The organism is Pseudomonas batumici, from assembly GCF_000820515.1.
Lineage (GTDB): Bacteria > Pseudomonadota > Gammaproteobacteria > Pseudomonadales > Pseudomonadaceae > Aquipseudomonas > Aquipseudomonas batumici.
Map to the genome: position 1 here is coordinate 1 of NZ_JXDG01000112.1, position 18,623 is coordinate 18,623.

General features: G+C 64.7%; 16 protein-coding genes. 14 read left to right on the forward strand and 2 right to left on the reverse strand.

Translation table 11 applies throughout. The features are described 5' to 3' along the window. From UCMB321_RS31140 to UCMB321_RS28690, 4 genes are all read left to right on the forward strand, one after another. Window positions 1–2,179, forward strand: a 2,179-nt coding sequence (locus tag UCMB321_RS31140; protein ID WP_040072072.1) for an Ig-like domain-containing protein, incomplete at its 5' end; no start/stop codon positions are given. A gap of 76 nt (window positions 2,180–2,255) precedes the next feature. Beyond that, window positions 2,256–3,770 (forward strand): TolC family protein, encoded by a 1,515-nt coding sequence (locus UCMB321_RS28680; RefSeq protein WP_040071945.1) that lies wholly within the window; start codon window positions 2,256–2,258, stop codon window positions 3,768–3,770. A gap of 93 nt (window positions 3,771–3,863) precedes the next feature. Then, a complete protein-coding gene (locus UCMB321_RS28685) occupies window positions 3,864–4,655 on the forward strand; it encodes an aspartyl/asparaginyl beta-hydroxylase domain-containing protein (protein WP_040071946.1) in 792 nt (263 codons plus the stop codon). Continuing rightward, on the forward strand, window positions 4,643–5,632 hold the full coding sequence (locus tag UCMB321_RS28690) for a sulfotransferase family protein (protein ID WP_052451375.1): 990 nt from the start codon (window positions 4,643–4,645) through the stop codon (window positions 5,630–5,632). Before UCMB321_RS28685 ends, UCMB321_RS28690 begins: the two co-directional genes overlap by 13 nt. 155 nt (window positions 5,633–5,787) lie before the next feature. On the opposite strand, the gene UCMB321_RS28695 is transcribed toward UCMB321_RS28690, so the two are convergent. Next, on the reverse strand, window positions 5,788–6,555 hold the full coding sequence (locus UCMB321_RS28695) for a slipin family protein (protein WP_040071947.1): 768 nt from the start codon (window positions 6,553–6,555) through the stop codon (window positions 5,788–5,790). A gap of 11 nt (window positions 6,556–6,566) precedes the next feature. Further along, complete coding sequence (locus UCMB321_RS28700) at window positions 6,567–7,142, reverse strand: NfeD family protein (RefSeq protein WP_052451376.1); 576 nt, start codon at window positions 7,140–7,142, stop codon at window positions 6,567–6,569. A gap of 250 nt (window positions 7,143–7,392) precedes the next feature. On the opposite strand from UCMB321_RS28700, the gene UCMB321_RS28705 reads away from it, so the two are divergent. The 10 genes from UCMB321_RS28705 to pgaA all read left to right on the forward strand — a co-directional run bounded on the left by UCMB321_RS28705 (window position 7,393) and on the right by pgaA (window position 18,611). Beyond that, a complete protein-coding gene (locus UCMB321_RS28705; protein ID WP_040071948.1) occupies window positions 7,393–7,854 on the forward strand; it encodes an aminoacyl-tRNA deacylase in 462 nt (153 codons plus the stop codon). A 111-nt stretch (window positions 7,855–7,965) separates the two neighbouring features. Next, on the forward strand, window positions 7,966–8,211 hold the full coding sequence (locus UCMB321_RS28710) for a DUF2789 domain-containing protein (RefSeq protein WP_040071949.1): 246 nt from the start codon (window positions 7,966–7,968) through the stop codon (window positions 8,209–8,211). Between the two features lie 91 nt (window positions 8,212–8,302). Further along, window positions 8,303–8,761 carry a MarR family winged helix-turn-helix transcriptional regulator gene (locus UCMB321_RS28715; protein WP_040071950.1) on the forward strand — a complete coding sequence of 153 codons (459 nt, stop codon included), beginning with the start codon at window positions 8,303–8,305 and terminating at the stop codon, window positions 8,759–8,761. Further along, window positions 8,758–10,842 carry an FUSC family protein gene (locus UCMB321_RS28720; RefSeq protein WP_040071951.1) on the forward strand — a complete coding sequence of 695 codons (2,085 nt, stop codon included), beginning with the start codon at window positions 8,758–8,760 and terminating at the stop codon, window positions 10,840–10,842. The genes UCMB321_RS28715 and UCMB321_RS28720 overlap by 4 nt, the downstream gene beginning before the upstream one ends. Then, window positions 10,839–11,048 carry a DUF1656 domain-containing protein gene (locus UCMB321_RS28725; protein WP_040071952.1) on the forward strand — a complete coding sequence of 70 codons (210 nt, stop codon included), beginning with the start codon at window positions 10,839–10,841 and terminating at the stop codon, window positions 11,046–11,048. The genes UCMB321_RS28720 and UCMB321_RS28725 overlap by 4 nt, the downstream gene beginning before the upstream one ends. Then, window positions 11,045–11,944, forward strand: a complete 900-nt coding sequence (locus UCMB321_RS28730) for an efflux RND transporter periplasmic adaptor subunit (RefSeq protein ID WP_040071953.1) — start codon at window positions 11,045–11,047, stop codon at window positions 11,942–11,944. Before UCMB321_RS28725 ends, UCMB321_RS28730 begins: the two co-directional genes overlap by 4 nt. Beyond that, window positions 11,941–13,389, forward strand: a complete 1,449-nt coding sequence (locus UCMB321_RS28735; protein WP_040071954.1) for an efflux transporter outer membrane subunit — start codon at window positions 11,941–11,943, stop codon at window positions 13,387–13,389. Before UCMB321_RS28730 ends, UCMB321_RS28735 begins: the two co-directional genes overlap by 4 nt. Before the next feature lie 102 nt (window positions 13,390–13,491). Beyond that, window positions 13,492–14,127, forward strand: a complete 636-nt coding sequence (locus UCMB321_RS28740) for a hypothetical protein (protein WP_040071955.1) — start codon at window positions 13,492–13,494, stop codon at window positions 14,125–14,127. 118 nt (window positions 14,128–14,245) lie between these two features. Further along, a complete protein-coding gene (locus UCMB321_RS28745; RefSeq protein ID WP_040071956.1) occupies window positions 14,246–15,757 on the forward strand; it encodes a YdgA family protein in 1,512 nt (503 codons plus the stop codon). A 370-nt stretch (window positions 15,758–16,127) separates the two neighbouring features. Continuing rightward, window positions 16,128–18,611, forward strand: a complete 2,484-nt coding sequence (pgaA, locus tag UCMB321_RS28750) for a poly-beta-1,6 N-acetyl-D-glucosamine export porin PgaA (RefSeq protein ID WP_040071993.1) — start codon at window positions 16,128–16,130, stop codon at window positions 18,609–18,611. The last annotated feature ends 12 nt before the right edge of the window (window positions 18,612–18,623 follow it).

Here is an 18,623-nt window from a genome sequence, read left to right on the forward strand (position 1 = left end):
CAGCGCCGCCAGCCACATCACCCTGGACAACACCGGGGTCCACGGGGCCAGCTCGGGCAATGCCGGCAGCGGCACCACCGACTCGAACACCTACGCCATCGACACCCAGCGCCCGACCGCCACCGTCGTGGTCGCGAACAACGCCCTGGGCATCGGCGGCACGTCCCTGGTGACCATCACCTTCAGCGAAGCGGTGACCGGTCTCACCCTGGCCGACCTGACCGCCGACAACGGCAGCCTGAGCGGCCTGAGCACCAGCGACAACATCACCTGGACCGCGACCCTGACGCCGGCGGCGGGGATTACCCAGGCCAACAATCACATCGTCCTGGACAACAGTACGGTGGCCGACACCGCCGGCAACAGCGGTTCCGGTACCACCGCCTCGAACGCCTATGACGTCGACAGCGTGCGCCCGACCGCGAGCATCGTGATGGCCAATCCGACCCTGGCGGCCGGACAGACCTCGTTGGTGACGTTCACCTTCAGCGAGGCGGTGACCGGCTTCAGCAACGCCGACCTGACGGTATCCAATGGCACCCTGAGCGCGGTGAGCAGCAGCGACGGCGGCGTCACCTGGACCGCGACCTTCACCCCGACCAGCAACGTTCACGCCACCAGCAACGTCATCGGCCTGAACAACACGACCTATACGGACCTTGCGGGCAATGCCGGCGCGGGCACCACCAGTTCGGCGAACTACACCGTCGACACCGTGCTCCCCACGGCGACCATCGTGATGGCGAATCCGGCGTTGAACATCGGCTCGAGCTCTCTGGTGACCATTACCTTCAGCGAGGCGGTGACCGGCTTCAGCAATGCCGACCTGACGGTCGCCAATGGCACCTTGAGCGCGGTGAGCAGCAGCGACGGCGGTATCACCTGGACGGCGACCTTCACCCCGACCAACAACATCAGCCACAGCGGCAACGTGATCAGCCTGAACAACGCGGCCTACACGGACCTGGACGGCAACGCCGGGGCGGGCACCACCAACTCCAACACCTACGCCATCGACACCCAGCGTCCGACCGCGACCATCTCCGTGGCGAACAACAACCTGGGCATCGGCCAGACCACCACGGTGACCATCGCCTTCAGCGAAGCGGTGACCGGCTTCAACCTGTCCGAGCTCAGCGTGCCCAACGGCACCCTGTCCAACCTGGCCAGCGCCGACGGCGGCAAGACCTGGACCGCGACCTTGACGCCGACGGCGAATATCACCGATGCCACCAACCTGATCGTGCTGGACACCAGCCTGGTCAGCGATACCGCCGGCAATGCCGGGAACAGCATCGCGATTTCCAACAACTACGCGGTCGATGGCGATCGGCCAACGGCGACCATCAGCGTCGCCAACCCGAACCTGACCGCCGGCCAGACCACCGTCGTGACCTTCACCTTCAGCGAGAAAGTCAGCAACTTCGACCTGTCGGAGCTGAGCGTGGCCAACGGCGTCCTGTCCAACCTGGTCACCCGCGATGGTGGCAAGACCTGGACCGCGACCCTGACGCCGACGGCGAACATCAACGACCCGAGCAACTTCATCACCCTGGACAACAGCCAGGTCACGGACCTCGCCGGCAACGCCGGCACCGGCTTCGCCAACTCCAACAACTACACGATCAACACGATCTCGTTGGGCGGCGATCCGCAGTTCCGGGTGGATGGATCGGCGGCGCAATCGGTCGGGCCGAACCAACCGTTGCTGCCGTCGATCAGCATCGTGCCGACCGGCAACCTGGGTGCGCCGTTGGGCTTCCCGCCGTTGTTCGAACAGCGCACCTCGGGCGATGGCCTGCCGCCAGTGGGCAATATCTTCATCAACCACAACGCGCTGGCGCCGAGCTATATCGCCCAGGTGTTCAGCACCGACGGTGCCGGCAATGGCAACGCCAGTGGCTTCCTCGGTTTTGGCGGCGGCGATGGCGGGGTGTTCGGCAACAGTACCGTGTCGACGGTCTTCCACCACGAATCGACCAGCAACGATATCTCCAACGGCCAGGTCTTCGACCGCAACGGCAAGGGTCTGGGTGATCCGGCCCAGGGCGGGCGCGGCGCTTTCGGTGCGCCAACCCTGGGGCAGCAATTGCAGAAGATCAAAGATAACGAGCAGAAACAGCTGCATGAACTAGCCTGGGCGTTGGAACAAGTCGGCATCAGCGAAATGTCGGCCTGAACAATTTTGGGGATCTGCGCCGACGGTTGTCGGCGCCTATAAAAAAGAATGCGGTAGTCAGGGGGCGGTGCAAGGGATGAGAAGAAGTCATAAGTTGTTCAGCGTCAGTATGCTGGCGCTGGTAGTCAGTGGTTGTGCCGTCACCAGCCAGCCGATCGATCGTAGCGTCAGCGAACAACGCGCCAAGAGTGATATGCAGACCATGTTCAAGGATCAGGAGCCGTTGAGCGGCCCGCTGACCCTGCACGAAGCCATGGCCCGCGCGGTGAAGTACAACCTCGAAGGCCGGCTCAAGGTCATGGAAGAGGCCCTGGCCAAACGCCAGCTCGACCTCGCCAGCTTCGACATGCTGCCGCGCATGGCGCTGGACGCCGGTTATGCCGGGCGTAACAACGTCAGTGCCTCCAGCAGCCAGAGCGTCAGGACCGGGACCCAGTCCCTGGAACCGTCGACCTCCCAGGACCGTGACCGTCGCGTCGCCGACCTGACCATGGTCTGGAACGTGCTCGACTTCGGTGTGAGCTACATCAACGCCAAGCAGCAGGGCGACCAACGGCTGATCGTCCAGGAACGGCGGCGCAAGGTGGTCAACACCATCGTCCAGGACGTGCGCTCGGCCTACTGGCGTGCGGTGGCCGCCGAACGCCTGCTCAAGCAGATCGACAGCCTGATGGCGAGGGTCGAGCAGGCCCAGGGCAACAGCGAGAAAATGAGCGAACAGCGTATCGGCGATCCGGTCCAGGCCCTGGGTTACCAGCGTGCGTTGATCGTCGCCACGCGCGAGTTGGAAGAACAGCGCAAGGCGCTGACCCTGGCCAAGACCGAACTGGCGACCCTGATCAACCTGCCCATGGGCACCGAGCTGACCCTGGCGACCCCGGACAACTACGAGATCCCGGAACTCAAGGTCGACATGGCCAAGCTGGAACAGGAAGCCCTGGCCAGCCGTCCGGAACTGCGTGAACAGGACTACCAGACCCGCATCAGCGCCAACGAAACCCGCAAGGCCATGCTGCGCCTGCTGCCAGGCCTGGAGTTCTCCGCCGGCGGCCATTACGACAGCAACTCCTTCCTGGTCAACGACAAGTGGGCCGACTACGGCGTCAAGGTCACCTGGAACCTGTTCAACGTGATCTCCGCCCCGGCGGCCATCGACGTCGCCAAGGCCGGCGAAGAAGTGGCCACGGCGCGCCGCCAGGCCATGTCCATCGCGGTACTGGCCCAGCTTTACGTGGCCAATGCCAACTACCGTGAAGCGCTGCGCCAGTTCAATACCAGCCAGCAACTGTCGAGCATCGACGGGCAGATCGTCGGGCAGCTGCGCAACCGCTACAAGGCGGCGGGGTTGGGCGAACTGGACCTGATCCAGGGCGAACTCAACACCTTGCAGGCCGACCTGCGCCGCGACCTGGCCTATGCCGACCTGCGCAACGCCTACGGGCAGATCTTTGCCAGCGCCGGGCTCGACCCGCTGCCGCCGGAGGTGTCCTCGACCAAGATCCAGGCGATTGCCGGGGCCTTGGCCGCGCGTGAATCCGAGTGGGCGGCGGGCAAGATCGATGAGCCTGTGAGCCATGCCCAGGGGCAATGACCGACTGGCCCCGGGAGCCAGCCTCCAGCTTGGTCCGCGCGAGGCCCGTGGCGGGTGCCGACTCGACGGCGCACGCGCGGACGGAGCCGGCTTTTGAGCCTGCCGGCGTTTTCCCGCCTGCCTGTCGCCGTGGACCTGCCACTGTTGCTGCAGGCCTTGACGCAGTTGGGTGAGAGCGCCTGGGTGGCGCATTTCAATAGCGATTACTACGCGGGCGAGTGGAGTGGGGTGGCGCTGATTTCCGCCAGCGATGCCCTCGGCGAACTGGCGCCGGGCAAGGGCGAAGCCGTTGCGCGCAAGCCCTGGCTGGAAGACCCGAAATGGTCCTATGGCTTGCAGGGCCTGCCCCTGGAAATCCGCTCGGCGCGCCTGCTGCGACTGGGGCCAGGCGGGCGGATCCATGAACACCGCGATTATGATCTCGGTGCCCCGGACGCCGATCGGCGCCTGCATATTCCCCTGCTCAGCCCGCCCGACGTGGAGTTCATGCTCGATGGGCAACGCATTCCCATGAAGGCCGGCGAATGCTGGTTTCTCGATCTGTCGCGGCCCCACAGCGTCGACAATTGGGGGGATCGGGCGCGGGTCCATCTGGTGCTCGACTGTCGTCCGAATGCCTGGCTGGAACAGCAGATCGCCGCGGGCTTGCCGAGTACCCCGGCCCCTGGCCTGGGGCGGGCCGCCGTGGCGCTCGAGCAGTTTCGCCAGTGGCTGGAGCGTGACCCGCAACTGTGTCGGGAACTCCAGGCGCAAACGGACAGCGAGGGCTTTATTACCCGCACCCTGGAGCGAGCCGCCGCCCACGGCCTGCATTTCGCCCGTTCGGACCTGTGCGCGGCCATGGCCCGGGGCCGTCGCAACTGGAATCAACCATGGACGGCCTGAAGGACTGGTTGCCGATTCGCGTCTGGCGCGAAGACGCGCATTGGCGTGTCGACTGGTGCTGGTTCGGTGAGCACCGGCTGGACCAGCCGTTCTTTGGCGATTCGGTGGACGACGCCCTGCAGCTGCCGTTCAACCAGGCCTTCCGGCGTGAAACGCCGCTGGCGGTGCTCAGCGAATGGCAGGTGCCGGCCGTGGCGCCGAGCGCATTCATCTACCACGCCTCGCGGTGCGGTTCGACGCTGATCGGCCAGATGTTGGCGCAGTTGGACAGCCATATCGTGATCAGCGAGCCGCCGCCCCTGGACCGGCTGTTGCGTGACCACCTCGATCCGCAGGAGCGGCGTGCGGCGTTGCACGGCCTGCTGGCGGCCTACGGCCAGCGGCGGCGTGGCGGCGAGGAGGCACTGGTGATCAAGCTGGATGCCTGGAATATCGGCGAGTTGCCGTTGTTGCGCGAATGCTTTCCCGAGACGCCCTGGCTGTTCCTGTACCGCGATCCGCTGGAAATTGCCGTGTCCCACGTGCGCCGGGCCGGCATGCACATGGTCCCGGGGATGCTCGGCAGCAGCTCGCTGGACACCCCGGGGCAGGACGATTCGCGGGAAGACTATATCGCCGCGCGCCTGGGGCGGATCCTCCAGCAGGGCTGGGAGCACTGTGTGGCCTTTGGCGGTTTGCCGGTCAACTACAGCGAGTTGCCGGGGGCGTTTGACGGACACCTGGGGGCGTTCTTCGGGCTCGATTCCGGGCAACGCGACCAGTTGTTTTCCGTGGTACGGCAGCATGCCAAGCAGCCGGACCAGGTGTTTGTGCCGGATGGTCAGGACAAGCACCGGGAAGCGTCCGAGCGGCTCAGGGAACGGGTGGCGCACTGGGCCGAGGGGCCTTATCAGGCACTGGAAACCTTGCGAGCGGAACGCAACCCTCCAGGTGCAGCCGGCCGACGCCCTCTTGTGCGCAATGGCCGTCAACGCTGACCCGGGCTTTCTTTGTGGGAGCCGGCTTGCCGGCGATGGCGGCCGGACAATCGACGCAAGACTTGCGGGCCTCATCGCTGGCAAGCCAGCTCCTACAGTGACCGCGTTCGCCGTAGCTGCGAGTTAAGGGGCAATACCGTATCTCCAAGGTGGCGTCAGGCCTGACCTTTCGCCGACAAATCCGCCATGCCTTTGAGCAACTCGATCGGCAGCGGAAACACGATGGTCGAACTCTTGTCCCCGGCAATCGACGACAAGGTCTGCATATAACGCAACTGCATGGCCCCCGGCTGGCGCCCGAGCATCTCGGCGGCCTGCATCAGTTTCTCCGAAGCCTGCAATTCACCTTCGGCATGGATCACCTTGGCCCGCCGCTCCCGTTCGGCCTCGGCCTGCTTGGCGATGGCGCGGATCATCGATTCGTTGAGGTCGACGTGCTTGATCTCGACGTTGGCCACCTTGATCCCCCAGGCATCGGTCTGGGCGTCCAGCACCTGCTGGATATCGGCGTTGAGCTTTTCCCGCTCGGCCAGCAGTTCATCCAGTTCGTGCTTGCCCAGCACCGCGCGCAACGTGGTCTGGGCCAGTTGGCTGGTGGCGGCGAGGAAATTTTCCACCTGGATAATCGCCTTCTGGGGATCGAGCACGCGGAAATACAGCACCGCATTGACCTTCACCGAGACGTTATCGCGGGTGATCACGTCCTGCGGCGGGACATCGTGGACCACGGTGCGCAGGTCGACCCGGACCATTTGCTGCACCAGCGGAATCAAGATGATCAGTCCAGGGCCCTTGACCTGCCAGAAGCGTCCGAGCTGGAACACCACGCCGCGCTCGTATTCGCGCAGGATGCGAAAGGTCGACGCCGCGAGCATCAGCAGCAGGAACGCGAGTAGCGCGCCTGAACCCAATTGCAGGACCATGATCAATCTCCTCACCCGGGCGGGTCGTCAACGGCTTTCACTTCCAGCAGCAGGCCCTTGCGCGCGATCACCTGGACTTGTTGGCCGGGATGCAGCGGGGTTGGGCTCTGGATCTGCCAGTTTTCGCCTTGCAAGCGCACCCAGCCGGCACAGGCATTGTCGGTTTTCAGGGCGGTCACCAGGGTCCGGCTGCCTTCCAGCCCGGCGTCGCCGCTGACCACCTGGCGCTGGCGGGCCTTGTAGACCGCGCCGATCAAGCCGACCAGCAAGAGCACCGCGATCAGCAGCAGAGTGAGTTTCAACGGGCGCGAGGTGTTGTCGCCGAATACCTGTGGGTCGAGCAGGATCAGCATGCCCATCACGACCGCGACGAGACCGCCGAAGCCGATTGCGCCGAAGCTTGGCATCAGGGCTTCGGCCACGATAAGGGCGATGCCCAGCAGGATCAGCCCGGCACCGGAGTCGTCGATGGGCAGCACAAGCAGGGTCACGACGGAGTCGGCCCCTTCGGCAAGCTGGGGCCCGACCGGCCAGACGATCAGCCACCCGAACAACAGCCAGGCCCACCAGTAGTAACGATGGCTCACTTGAGTTCTCCGCGAGTTTCGTCACCCCCATTAGTCAAAGTCTAGTCGAGCCGTGGTGCTGCGCCGGATAAACGCCGGCCCACGGCCTTCCACCGGGCTTTTAGACCTGACCCGACTATCGAGCGGCGGTGATAGCGAGAACGGTTACTGAGGTTAAGCCGACGCCTGGCGATGAACTGCCTAGACTCTTATCCAAGGAATGCAGCAAACCCATCGCCCTGGGGCATTCGGCAGGGCTCGGAGGTGCATCATGCGCATGGCAAAAACTGTACAACGCAGCCTGGAACAGGCGCGTTGCGAATTCGACATCGTCACTCACCCTCATTCGTCCAGCAGCCTGGAAACTGCCCGTTTGGCGGGTATTCCGGCCGAACGCATGGCCAAGTCGGTGGTGCTCGACGACCAACACGGTCATTACCTGATGGCGGTACTGCCCGCCAGCCAGCACCTGGACCTGAGCAAGGTCCGCGGTGCCAGTACCTGGCAGATCAGCCGGGAAAGCACCCTGGCCTATCTGTTCCAGGATTGCGAACGCGGGGCCGTGCCGGCGCTGGGTGAGTCCTATGGCCTGAAGATGGTGGTCGACCCGATGCTGACCCGTCAGCAGGACATCTACCTGGAAGCCGGCAATCACAACAACCTGGTGCATATGCAAATGGACCAGTTCCTGAAACTGGTGCCCCATGCCGAGGTGTGCGAGCTCTCTCAATGAGCCTCGTACGCTGTCGGCTTTCCACTCACGCGGTGCTGCACGGCGGGGACGCGCTTGTTCGCGAAACCGCCTGACCGGCATCGCCCTTTCCTTGAATCCCGGAGCCCCCCGATGGAATCACCTGAGCACAGCCTGCCGTCCCTGTTCAAACAACTGGGCCTGCCCGATGACCCCGTCAGCATCGACCGCTTCATCGCCACCCATTCGCCGCTCAAGCCGGAGCTGCATCTGGCGGATGCCTTTTTCTGGACCCAGTGCCAGGCGGACTTCCTGCGTGATGAGATCCTGGACGATGCCGACTGGGCGGAAGTGGTGGACCAGTTGGATGTGTTGTTGAGGAAGGGGCGAGGCGTTTGACGCGCAGGATGAAGTAATTGTTTCAAAACTTGACGACCCACCGGCTGATGCGAGATATTGATAGTTAGCAAACTAACAATGCGAATCTGCCGTGTCCAAGCCCCTCGAACAGCTGCACAAGCACATCAGTGCCGGCCTCGTTGTCGCCTCGCGCCATTGGCGCCGGGTGTGCCAGGCCACGCTGGTCAACTATGGGATCTCCGAAGCCTGTGCCATGCCGTTGTTGCTGGTTGGTCGCATGGGGCCGGGCGTACGCCAGGTGACCGTGGCCCAGGAGGCGGGGATGGAAAGCCCGTCGTTGGTGCGCCTGCTCGACCAGTTGTGCAATGCCGGCTATGTGCTGCGCAGCGAAGACCCCAGCGACCGCCGGGCCAAATGCCTGAGCCTGACCGAGGCCGGCGAGCGCCTGATGCAGGACATCGAAATCGAATTGATACGCCTGCGCTCTGAAGTGCTCGACGGTATCGAACCGGGCGACCTGGAGGCGGCGCTGCGGGTGATTCGCGCCTTCGAGGCGGCCGGGCAGAACCTGGGAGTGGCGAACCCGTGAACGGTTTCTGGACCGGCATGCCCCCCGCTCGCGACTGGTTCTACGGCGTGCGCACCTTCGCCGCCTCGATGATCGCGCTGTATATCGCCTTGCTGATGGAGTTGCCACGTCCGTACTGGGCCATGGCCACCGTCTACATCGTCTCCAGCCCCTTTGTCGGCCCCACCAGCTCCAAGGCCCTGTACCGTGCGGTCGGGACCTTTCTCGGCGCCTCGGCGGCGGTGTTTTTCGTCCCGCTGTTCGTGCAGACCCCGTTCCTGCTGGCGGTGGCGATCGCGCTCTGGACCGGCATCCTGCTGTTTCTCTCGTTGCACCTGCGCACCGCCAACAGCTACGCGCTGATGCTCGCCGGCTACACCATGCCGATGATCGCCCTGCCGGTGGTGGACAACCCCCTGGGAGTGTTCGATGTGGCGGTGTCGCGGACCGAGGAAATCTTCCTCGGCATCGTCGTGGCGGCGGTGGTCGGCAGCATGTTCTGGCCCCGGCGCCTGGCGCCGGTGTTCATCGATGCGGCCGGCAAATGGTTCGGCGACGCCTCCACCTACAGCCTGCGCTTTCTCTCGCGCAACGTGCAGACCGATGAAGTCAGCGCCCTGCGCGCGTCGATGGTCGCCACCTTCAACAGCCTGGAGCCGATGATCGGCCAGTTGTCCCACGAAGGCGCCAGGCCGCAGACCGTGCGCAACAGCAAGGAACTGCGCGGACGGATGATCCACCTGCTGCCGGTGGTCGATGCCCTCGACGACGCCCTGTACGCCCTGGAACGCCGCACGCCGGAACTGGTGGCGCGTTTCACGCCCTTGCTCGAAGCCGCCGGCGAGTGGCTGGCGGGCACTGTGCAGGACGCCTCGGTCGAGCGTTGGCAAGCCTTGCGCGGCCAGTTGGAAAGCCTGCAACCCAGCGCGGTCGAACTGGACGACCGGCGCCAGTTGCTGTTCTCCAATGCGCTCTACCGCCTCGGCGAGTGGATCGACCTGTGGCAGGACTGCCGCAGCCTGCAACACGCCATCCAGTGTGAAAGCCAGGACAACTGGCGCGCGGTCTACCGGCACTGGCGCCTGAGCCGGCTGACCCCCTTCCTCGACCGCGGGCTGATGCTCTATTCGGTGGCCTCGACCGTCGCTGCGATCATCCTCGCCTCGGTGCTGTGGATCCTGCTGGGCTGGACCGACGGTGCCAGCGCGGTGATCCTGGCGGCGGTGGCCTGCAGTTTCTTCGCGGCGATGGACGACCCGGCGCCGCAGATCTACCGGTTCTTTTTCTGGACCGCGCTATCGGTGATCTTCGCCAGCCTCTACCTGTTCGTGGTGCTGCCCAACCTGCACGACTTCCCGATGCTGGTGCTGGCCTTCGCCGTGCCCTTCATCTGCGTCGGCACCCTCACCGTGCAGCCGCGTTTCTACCTGGGCACCCTGCTGACCATCGTCAACACCTCGTCCTTCATCAGCATTTCGGGCGCCTACGACGCCGACTTCCTCAACTTCGCCAACTCCAACCTGGCCGGTCCCGTGGGGTTGCTGTTCGCCTTTGTCTGGACCCTGGTGGCGCGACCCTTCGGCGCCGAGTTCGCGGCCAAGCGCCTGACCCGCTTCAGTTGGCGCGACATCGTCGGACTGACCGAGCCCGCGACCCTGGCCGAGCACCGGCACATGGGCGTGCAGATGCTCGACCGCCTGATGCAGCACCTGCCGCGCCTGGCCATGACCGGCCAGGACACCGGCGCGGCGCTGCGTGAGCTGCGGGTGGCGCTCAACCTGCTCGACCTGCTGGCCTACACGCCGCGCGTGACGGGGGTGGCCAATGGGCTGCTCAAGCAGGTTGTGGAGGAGGTCGGCGAGTATTTCCGTGCCTGTCTCAAGGCTCGTGAACGTCTGCCGGCGCCCGCCGCGCTGCTGATGACCATGGACCGCACCCGCCGGGCCCTGGGTTCCCAGGGGCTGGACGACGGCGAAACCCGCCTGCACCTGCTGCACGCCTTGAGCGGACTGCGCCTGGCGTTGCTGCCGGGGGTCGAGTTCGTGGCGAGCGCCGAGCAACAGGAAACCCTTCCCCATGGGATCGATGGAGCGCCTTTATGATCGGTGACCTGGATATCAGCGGGGTGTTCCTGCCCACGCTGCTGGTGCTGATGGGCATTACGTACGCGCTGTACCTGGTGGTGCACGGGCTGTTGACGCGCCTCCACTTCTACCGCCTGGTCTGGCACCGGGCCTTGTTCAACGTCGGTCTCTACGCTTTGTTGCTGGGCGTTGTGGATTCGTTCAGTCGATACCTGATGACATGAAAAAACCTCTTTTGACCATTGGCCGTGTAGTCCTGACTTCGCTGGTGGTGATCTTCGCCTGCCTGGTGGTCTGGCGCATGGTGATGTACTACATGTTCGCGCCCTGGACCCGGGACGGGCATATCCGCGCCGATATCGTGCAGATCGCCCCGGACGTGTCCGGCCTGATCCAGCAGGTGCAGGTGCGCGACAACCAGCCGGTGAGCCGCGGCCAGGTGCTGTTCAGCATCGACCAGGACCGCTTCAAGCTGGCGCTGCGCCAGGCCAAGGCCGCCGTGGCTGACCGTCAGGAAACCCTGGCCCAGGCCCAGCGCGAGAACAAGCGCAACCGTGGCCTGGGCAACCTGGTGGCCGGCGAGCAGCTGGAAGAAAGCCAGTCGCGGGTCGCCCGCGCCGAACTGGCCCTGGCCGAGGCCCAGGTGGCGGTGGACGCCGCGCAGTTGAACCTCGACCGCTCGGTGATCCGCAGCCCGGTGGACGGCTACGTCAACGACCGCGCACCCCGTGAACAGGAGTTCGTCACGGCCGGGCGGCCGGTGCTGTCGGTGGTGGACAGCAGTTCCTTCCATATCGATGGCTATTTCGAGGAAACCAAGCTCGATGGCATCCAGGTCGGCCAGGCCGTGGACATCCGGGTGATCGGCGACAATGCGCGGTTGCGCGGGCATGTCGAAAGCATCGTCGCCGGTATCGAGGACCGTGACCGCACCAGTGGCTCGAACCTGCTGCCCAACGTCAACCCGGCGTTCAGCTGGGTGCGCCTGGCCCAGCGGATTCCGGTACGGATTGCCTTCGACGACGTGCCGGCGGACTTTCGCATGATCGCCGGGCGTACGGCCACGGTGTCGATCATCGATGACGCCAAGGTCGCGCCGAAGAAAGAGGCCGCGCAATGAAACCGTTGGCGCAAGTCGCGACCCTCGGCCTGGGCCTGATGTTGTCGGCGTGCTCGATCGTCGGCCCGGATTATCACCTGCCCGCCGATTCGGCGATGCAACGCAAGGACCTGCAAGGGAACATGGCCGGCGAAGGCGACAATGTGGTGTCGGCGCCGGTGCCGAGCGATTGGTGGCGCCTGTACCAGGACCCGCGCCTGGATGAGCTGGTGCGCCAGGCGTTGGCGTCCAACACCGATCTGCGGGTGGCGGCGGCGAGCCTGTCGCGGGCCCGGGCCCAGGTGGAAGAGGCCGAGGCGGCCGGCGGCTTCAGTGCCGGGGTGAAGGCCGGTGCCGAGCGTTTGCAGGAGTCCGGCCAGGCCTTCCTGCTGCCGGAAAAGGTTCCTGTGGCCAACGTCGGCGATATTGCGCTATCCGTGTCCTATCAGTTCGATCTGTGGGGGACTTTGCAACGGGGTATCGAGGGGGCGAAGGCCAATGCCGACGCGACCCAGGCGGCGGGCGACGTGGCCCGGATCACCCTGGTGGCGGATGTGGTGCGTTCCTATACCCAGATCTGCGCGGCCAACGAAGAGCGCGAGATCGCCGAGAAGTCCGTCGAGCTGCAAGCCCAGAGCACCGAGCTGACCAAGCGTCTGCGTGATGCCGGGCGCGGCGACGAAACCCAGGTCACCCGGTCCCAGACCCAGTTCAAATCCCTGCGCGCCGAACTGCCGCGCTACCAGGCCGCGCGCCAGGCCGGCTTGTTCCGCCTGTCGATGTTGCTGGCCAAACCCCTGGACCAGTTGCCGGCCGGTGTCGCCGATTGCGCGTCGCTGCCGCATATCGCCCAGTTGCTGCCGGTGGGCGACGGCGCCGAGCTGCTCAAGCGCCGTCCGGATATCCGCCAGGCCGAACGCCGGCTGGCGGCGGCGACGGCCGGTATAGGCGTCGCCACGGGCGAGCTGTACCCGAACATCAGCATCGGCGCCACGGTGGGCTCGGTCGGTATGCTGAAGGATCTTGGCCAGCCGTCGACCAATCGCTGGGGCTTCGGACCGGCGATCAGCTGGACGGTGCCGACCAACGGCGCGCGGGCGCGCATCCGCGAAGCCGAGGCCACCACCCAGGGTGCCCTGGCGCATTTCGACGGCGTGGTGCTCAATGCCGTCCGCGAAACCCAGACCAGCCTGGCCCAGTACACCGCGCAGCTCGACCGCCGCGATGCCCTGGCCGATGCCGAGCAGTCGGCCAGGCAGGCGGCGGACCAGACGCATCGCTTCTACACCGCCGGTCGCGCGTCATTCCTGGCGGACCTGCAGGCGACCCGCACCTACACCGATGTGCGGGCACAGCTGGCGGCGGCCAACACCCAGGTGGCGATGAGTCAGATCGAACTGTTCCTGGCCCTCGGCGGCGGTTGGGAAAGCGGACGAACGCCACCTGCCGAGCACGCGAAACCCTGAGTCCGTTGCTATGCTCCTAACTATCGGCTGGTCGCCGTTGGTTGGGAGTGTTGGGTGAATCCTAACCATCGTGGTCAGCATGGCTCGATGGGGATTCTCATAATGAAAAACCCTTATGCTCCTGGTTTCTGGTGTGCCGTGGTGGCACTGGTTCTGCTCTCGGCGACGTATTTTTATGGCGTCATGCTGGCGCAGCAGATCGATAAGGCGTTGATCTTTCTCGACAGCGCCACGGCGTTGATCGCGGTGATGTCCATCAGCATGGTGGCCTGGGCCAGCTACCAGGCGCAGCAGGTGAAGAAACGCCAGTTGTCCCAGAGCAAGACCCTGGTGTTGGTCTGGGACACCAAGGTCGCCCTGCGTCGTGTCGAAACCGTCTTCGACCGGTATTTCTGGGGCAGCTATTGGCAACCGGGCCGGACCTTCCAGGAGGTCATGGGCGAACTCACCGGGACCCCGCTGGAAAAAAGCCTTGAAGCGCTGAAAAGCCAATGCCTGAAACTCGACCGCGAAGTGGCCCATGACGAGCGCCACTGGCTGAGCAACGCCCGCGAATTGTCCGATGTCGCCACGGCCATGGCCCGCGAACGCTATCAGCTGGACGTCTGCGACCCGCGTAACGACTCGCCGAACGGGGTGGTGATCAACCGCGACTTCGAGGTGCTGGTGTACACCTGGACCGCACGGCTGAAAACCTTCGATCATCAGTTGGATGAGATGGAAGTCCAGTATTCCTGAGCAACCCCGTCTCGGCAAATGCTACCCTAGGCGCCTTCGGGCATTGTCGAGCCGGCTCCGATCAGGGGTCAGGAAGACCAGCATTTCTCCATGCAACGGATATCGATCGGATCAATTCATGAATAAATCAGCAGGATTGCTTTTAGGTTTTGTCGTGGTGGTCGGCGCGGTGAGCAGCGTCGGCGCGTGGTACACCGGCAATCAGTTGGAAGGGGTACTGAACACCTCGATCCAGGATGCCAACCAACAGTTGAAAATCGCCCTGGCCAGCACCGGCGGCAGCGCGAATGTCGAGCTGGTGTCGCTGGATCGCCACCTGTTCAGCAGCACCGCGCACTACCGCGTCAAGCTGCAGAACCTGCAGGCCGGTGAACAGAAGAAGGACATCGAGCTGCTGTTCGTCGACCATATCGAGCACGGGCCGTTGCCGTGGTCGCGTCTCAAGGCCCTGAAGCTGGCGCCGGTGATGGTCTACAGCAACTACGAGCTGGAAAAGAGCGACACCACCGCCCCGTGGTTCGACGCCGCCAAGGGCGCCGCGCCGCTCAAGGGCCAGATTGCCCTGGGCTACAACCGCTCGGTGGAGGGCAATATCGAACTGGTGCCGCTGGACTTCGCGCCGGACGCCACCACCCACCTGAAATTTTCCGGGCTGAGCCTGGCGCTGAGCGCCAGCGACCAGGCGGCCAAGATCAAGCTCAACGGCTATATGGACAACCTCAAGGTGTCCGCGGTGTCTCCAGAGCAGGGACCGGTACAGGTCGAACTGAACGGCCTGACCCTGGCCAGCGACCTGGCCAAGAGCGGTTTGGGTTTCTACCTGGGGCAGAACATCCTGGAGCTGAGCGAGACCAAGGTGACCTACGGGGTCAAGCCGGCGGTGGTCACGATCAAGGGTTTCGAGCAGAAGGACTCGACGGAAGCGGCGGGCAATGTGCTCTCCGGACGACTGGCCTATAACGTGGCCTCCATCGACTACAACGACAAGCCGGTGGGCAGCGCCCAGATGAGCTGGACGGCGAAGAACCTGGATTTTCCGGCGATGCAATCGCTGATCAAGCTGTACCAGGTCCAGTTGGAGGCGCTGCAAAAGGCCCAGGCGGCAGGGGTTCAAGACCCTGAGGCGGCGGTACCGGAACTGACCCCGGCCCAGCAGACCCAGGCCGAAGCCGACATCAAGCAATTGTTGGCCGGCAAGCCGCAGATCGCCCTGGAAAACTTCTCGTTCAAGACCGCCAACGGCGAGAGCCGCGCCAGCCTGCTGGTGGACCTGACCAACCCGTCCTCCACCGAGCTGCCGCCGGTGGAGTTGGGCAAGCAACTGGTCTCGCAGCTGGATGCCAAGGTGTTGCTGTCCAAGCCGATGATCTCCGACCTGGCCGGCCTGCAGGCGCAGATCCAGGGCCAGAGCGACCCCAAGGCCGTCGCCCAGCAAGCCTCGACGGCCAGTGAAATGGCCGGCACCATGGCGTTGTCCACGGAGATGGCGACCGTGCAAGGCAACGACATCGTCTCCGCGCTGCACTACGCGGGCGGCCAGGTGGACTTCAACGGGCAGAAGATGCCGGTGGAAGACTTCATCACCCTGCTGCTGACCAAGTTCGGCGGCCAGGGTGGCGAACAGCCTTGAGCCTGGTGTCCAACTTGGGGGTGACGCTGTCCAGCCGATACCCATAGGGCACCCTCGGCGCAACTCAAGGGCATCGAGTTGCGCCGTCGGCTCGACGAGGCCGATGAAAGCCTGGTCCGGGCCGATGGCCCACTGCTGACCCTCTTCGATCCCTACAGACGCTTTGCCTGCCACTGTGGCAGGACTGACGCAGAGGCGCTCCAGGTCTTTTTGGCAACGATGTCCGAATAACGCTTGGCGCTGATTTTTTCGTCTAACCTTCGTGATAGGCAGTGGGGGGGCTGCATGGCCACTGTCGTTAAGCTCCATGCTGAGTTTCTGGATCAGGCAGGAGCATTGGACTCCGGCTATCACTGGGGAAATGGACGATATGCCGCGTAACGCTCTTTTCTGCCTGGGGGGCAGATTGCACCCGTTGCTGGGGGTGGCGCTGTGTAGCCAGCTGCTGTGGCCTCTCAATGCCTTGGCCGACACGGCCTACGACCAACTGATCCGGCAAGCCCGTGACGGCAGTTACACGCCGGCGCTGGTGCACTTGCGGCAACTGCCCGCCGCACAACAATCCACCGGTCAGATCAGCGATCACCTGCTGATCGCCAGTTGGGCCGGGTTGGATGCCGAAGTGGTCAGCGTCTATGAAACCCAGGGCGCCCAGCGGACCCTGCCGACCCAGGCCCTGAGCGCCGTCGCCCATGCCTATCGCAACCTGAAACGCTGGAATGATGCCGAGCGCCTTTATCGCCTGGCCCTGCAGCGCGACCCGCAGAATGCCGACCTGCAACTGGGCCTGGCGGTTACCGAGGCCGATGGCGGTGATCCCCAGGATGCAGTGCGCCGGGCGCGCGAGCAGGTCGCCAGGCAGCCCAATGATCCGGCCCGGCGCATGGCCCTGGGGTACGCGCTGACCCGTTCGGGTGCCAACAATGAAGCCTTGTTCGAGTACGACCAGGCCTTTGTCCGCGCCTCGGACAAACCCGAGGTCATTCGTGAATACCTGTTCGCCCTGGAGCGCGTGCGCATGCCGGAACCGGCCTTGCGCCTGGCCCAGCGGTATCCCGGGCTGATCGATGCGGCGGCGACCCGACGCCTTGAAGGCGAACTGGCTGCCGAGCGCGTGCGCCTGGCCGAATTGCCGACCCGCAGTGAGACAGAACGGTTTGTCATCGCCGATCGGGCATTGGCCGACTATGACCATTTGCTCGCCAGCGCGGCCGCGGACCCGCAAGCCCATGACGATGGGGTGCGCTGGCGGATTGACCGCTTGGGCGCGCTCAAGGCCAGGGCACGCAACGCCCAGGTAGTGGCCGAGTACCAGGCTTTGCTCGACGAAGGCGTGACGATCCCGGTCTACGCCCTGCGCTGGGTGGCGGCGGCCTATCTTGGGGTCCGCCAGCCGGAGCAGGCCGTGGTGCTGTATCGCCAGGTCCTCGCGTCGCCGGAGGCGGATCCCGCAAACCGGGTGGAGGACACCTCGGCGCTGGCCTATGCATTGGTTGAAACCGACCAGCCGGATGCAGCGCGTACGGTGGCGGACGATCTGGCCAAAGAGGTGCCGCCGCGCCATTTCCTCAAGGGTGGACCGGATGGCGTGGCCAACGACGAGTGGGTGGATGCCCGGCAGCTGGCGGCCCAGATGGGGCTCCATGACGGAGCCCTGCCAACCAGCGAGAAAAACCTGGAGGAACTGGCCGTGCGGGCGCCAGGGGCGGTCGGCATGCGTGCGGCGGAGGCCGACATGTACCTGGCGCGTGACTGGCCGCGTCGTGCCGAGGCGCTGAACAAGGAAACCGAAAGTGCGGTACCGCGCGACCTGTCGCTGGAAATCTCCCAAGGCAATACCGCACTGGCGTTGCAGGAGTGGCGTCAGCTCGACGTGCTCACCGACGACGTCTCCCAGCGCTTTCCAGAGAGTCCGCGGGTCCAGCGCCTGGAGCGTCTGCGTGACGTTCATGATATGGCCGAACTGCGGGTGGAGGCCTATACCGGCAAGAGCTTCGGCGGCGGCAACGGCACCGATCCCGGGGTGGTCACCGGCACCCGTGACTACGGTATTGAAAGCGTGCTCTACAGCCCGCCGATCAACGAAAACTGGCGACTGTTCGCCGGGGCCGGCTACGCCTTCGCCCGCTTCTCCGAAGGCGACGCCCGGCGTCGCTGGCAACGCCTCGGGGCGGAGTATCGAGCCCGCGACATGACCCTCGAAGCCGAGGTCTCCAACCAGTCCTTCGGCTACGGCGACAGGCTCGGGGCGCGCCTGGCGGCTGCCTTCGATATCGACGATCACTGGCAATACGGCGCCAGTCTCGAACGTCTGGCGGCGGCCACGCCCTTGCGTGCCTTGAAGCACGACATCACGGCCGACTCGGCGAGCGGTTTCCTGCGCTGGCGCGCCAACGAAAGCCGCGAATGGAAGCTGGCCGTGACGCCCTCGCATTTCAGCGATGGCAACAATCGCACCGAGGTGCTGTTGACAGGGCGCGAGGGCATCTACAGCACGGCTCATGTGCACGTGGATCTGGGTCTGGAGGTCAGTGCCAGTCACAACAGCGAGAACCAGGACGTGCCGTACTTCAACCCCAAGTCCGATTTCAGCGTGTTGCCGACGGTGAATGTCGACCACGTTCTTTATCGCCGTTACGAAACCCAGTGGAGCCAGCAGTTCCAGGTGGGGGCCGGGAGCTACAGCCAGCGCGACTTCTCGACCGGGGCGATCGCACTGTTGGGCTATGGCCAGAAGGTGAGCTGGAACGATGTGCTTGAGGTCGGGGCGAACCTGAGCTGGATCAGCCGCCCCTATGACGGCAACCGCGAACGCGACGTGCGGTTGCTCGTCGACTTGACCTACCGTTTCTAGGAGGGGTTGATG

Excerpts from the sequence above, each read along its gene's own strand:
- UCMB321_RS28680 (WP_040071945.1), top strand. The coding sequence starts at position 2,256 with ATGAGAAGAAGTCATAAGTTGTTCAGCGTCAGTATGCTGGCGCTGGTA.
- UCMB321_RS28690 (WP_052451375.1), top strand. The coding sequence starts at position 4,643 with ATGGACGGCCTGAAGGACTGGTTGCCGATTCGCGTCTGGCGCGAAGAC.
- UCMB321_RS28695 (WP_040071947.1), bottom strand. The coding sequence starts at position 6,555 with ATGGTCCTGCAATTGGGTTCAGGCGCGCTACTCGCGTTCCTGCTGCTG.
- UCMB321_RS28705 (WP_040071948.1), top strand. The coding sequence starts at position 7,393 with ATGCGCATGGCAAAAACTGTACAACGCAGCCTGGAACAGGCGCGTTGC.
- UCMB321_RS28710 (WP_040071949.1), top strand. The coding sequence starts at position 7,966 with ATGGAATCACCTGAGCACAGCCTGCCGTCCCTGTTCAAACAACTGGGC.
- UCMB321_RS28725 (WP_040071952.1), top strand. The coding sequence starts at position 10,839 with ATGATCGGTGACCTGGATATCAGCGGGGTGTTCCTGCCCACGCTGCTG.
- UCMB321_RS28730 (WP_040071953.1), top strand. The coding sequence starts at position 11,045 with ATGAAAAAACCTCTTTTGACCATTGGCCGTGTAGTCCTGACTTCGCTG.
- UCMB321_RS28735 (WP_040071954.1), top strand. The coding sequence starts at position 11,941 with ATGAAACCGTTGGCGCAAGTCGCGACCCTCGGCCTGGGCCTGATGTTG.
- UCMB321_RS28740 (WP_040071955.1), top strand. The coding sequence starts at position 13,492 with ATGAAAAACCCTTATGCTCCTGGTTTCTGGTGTGCCGTGGTGGCACTG.
- UCMB321_RS28745 (WP_040071956.1), top strand. The coding sequence starts at position 14,246 with ATGAATAAATCAGCAGGATTGCTTTTAGGTTTTGTCGTGGTGGTCGGC.
- pgaA (WP_040071993.1), top strand. The coding sequence starts at position 16,128 with ATGCCGCGTAACGCTCTTTTCTGCCTGGGGGGCAGATTGCACCCGTTG.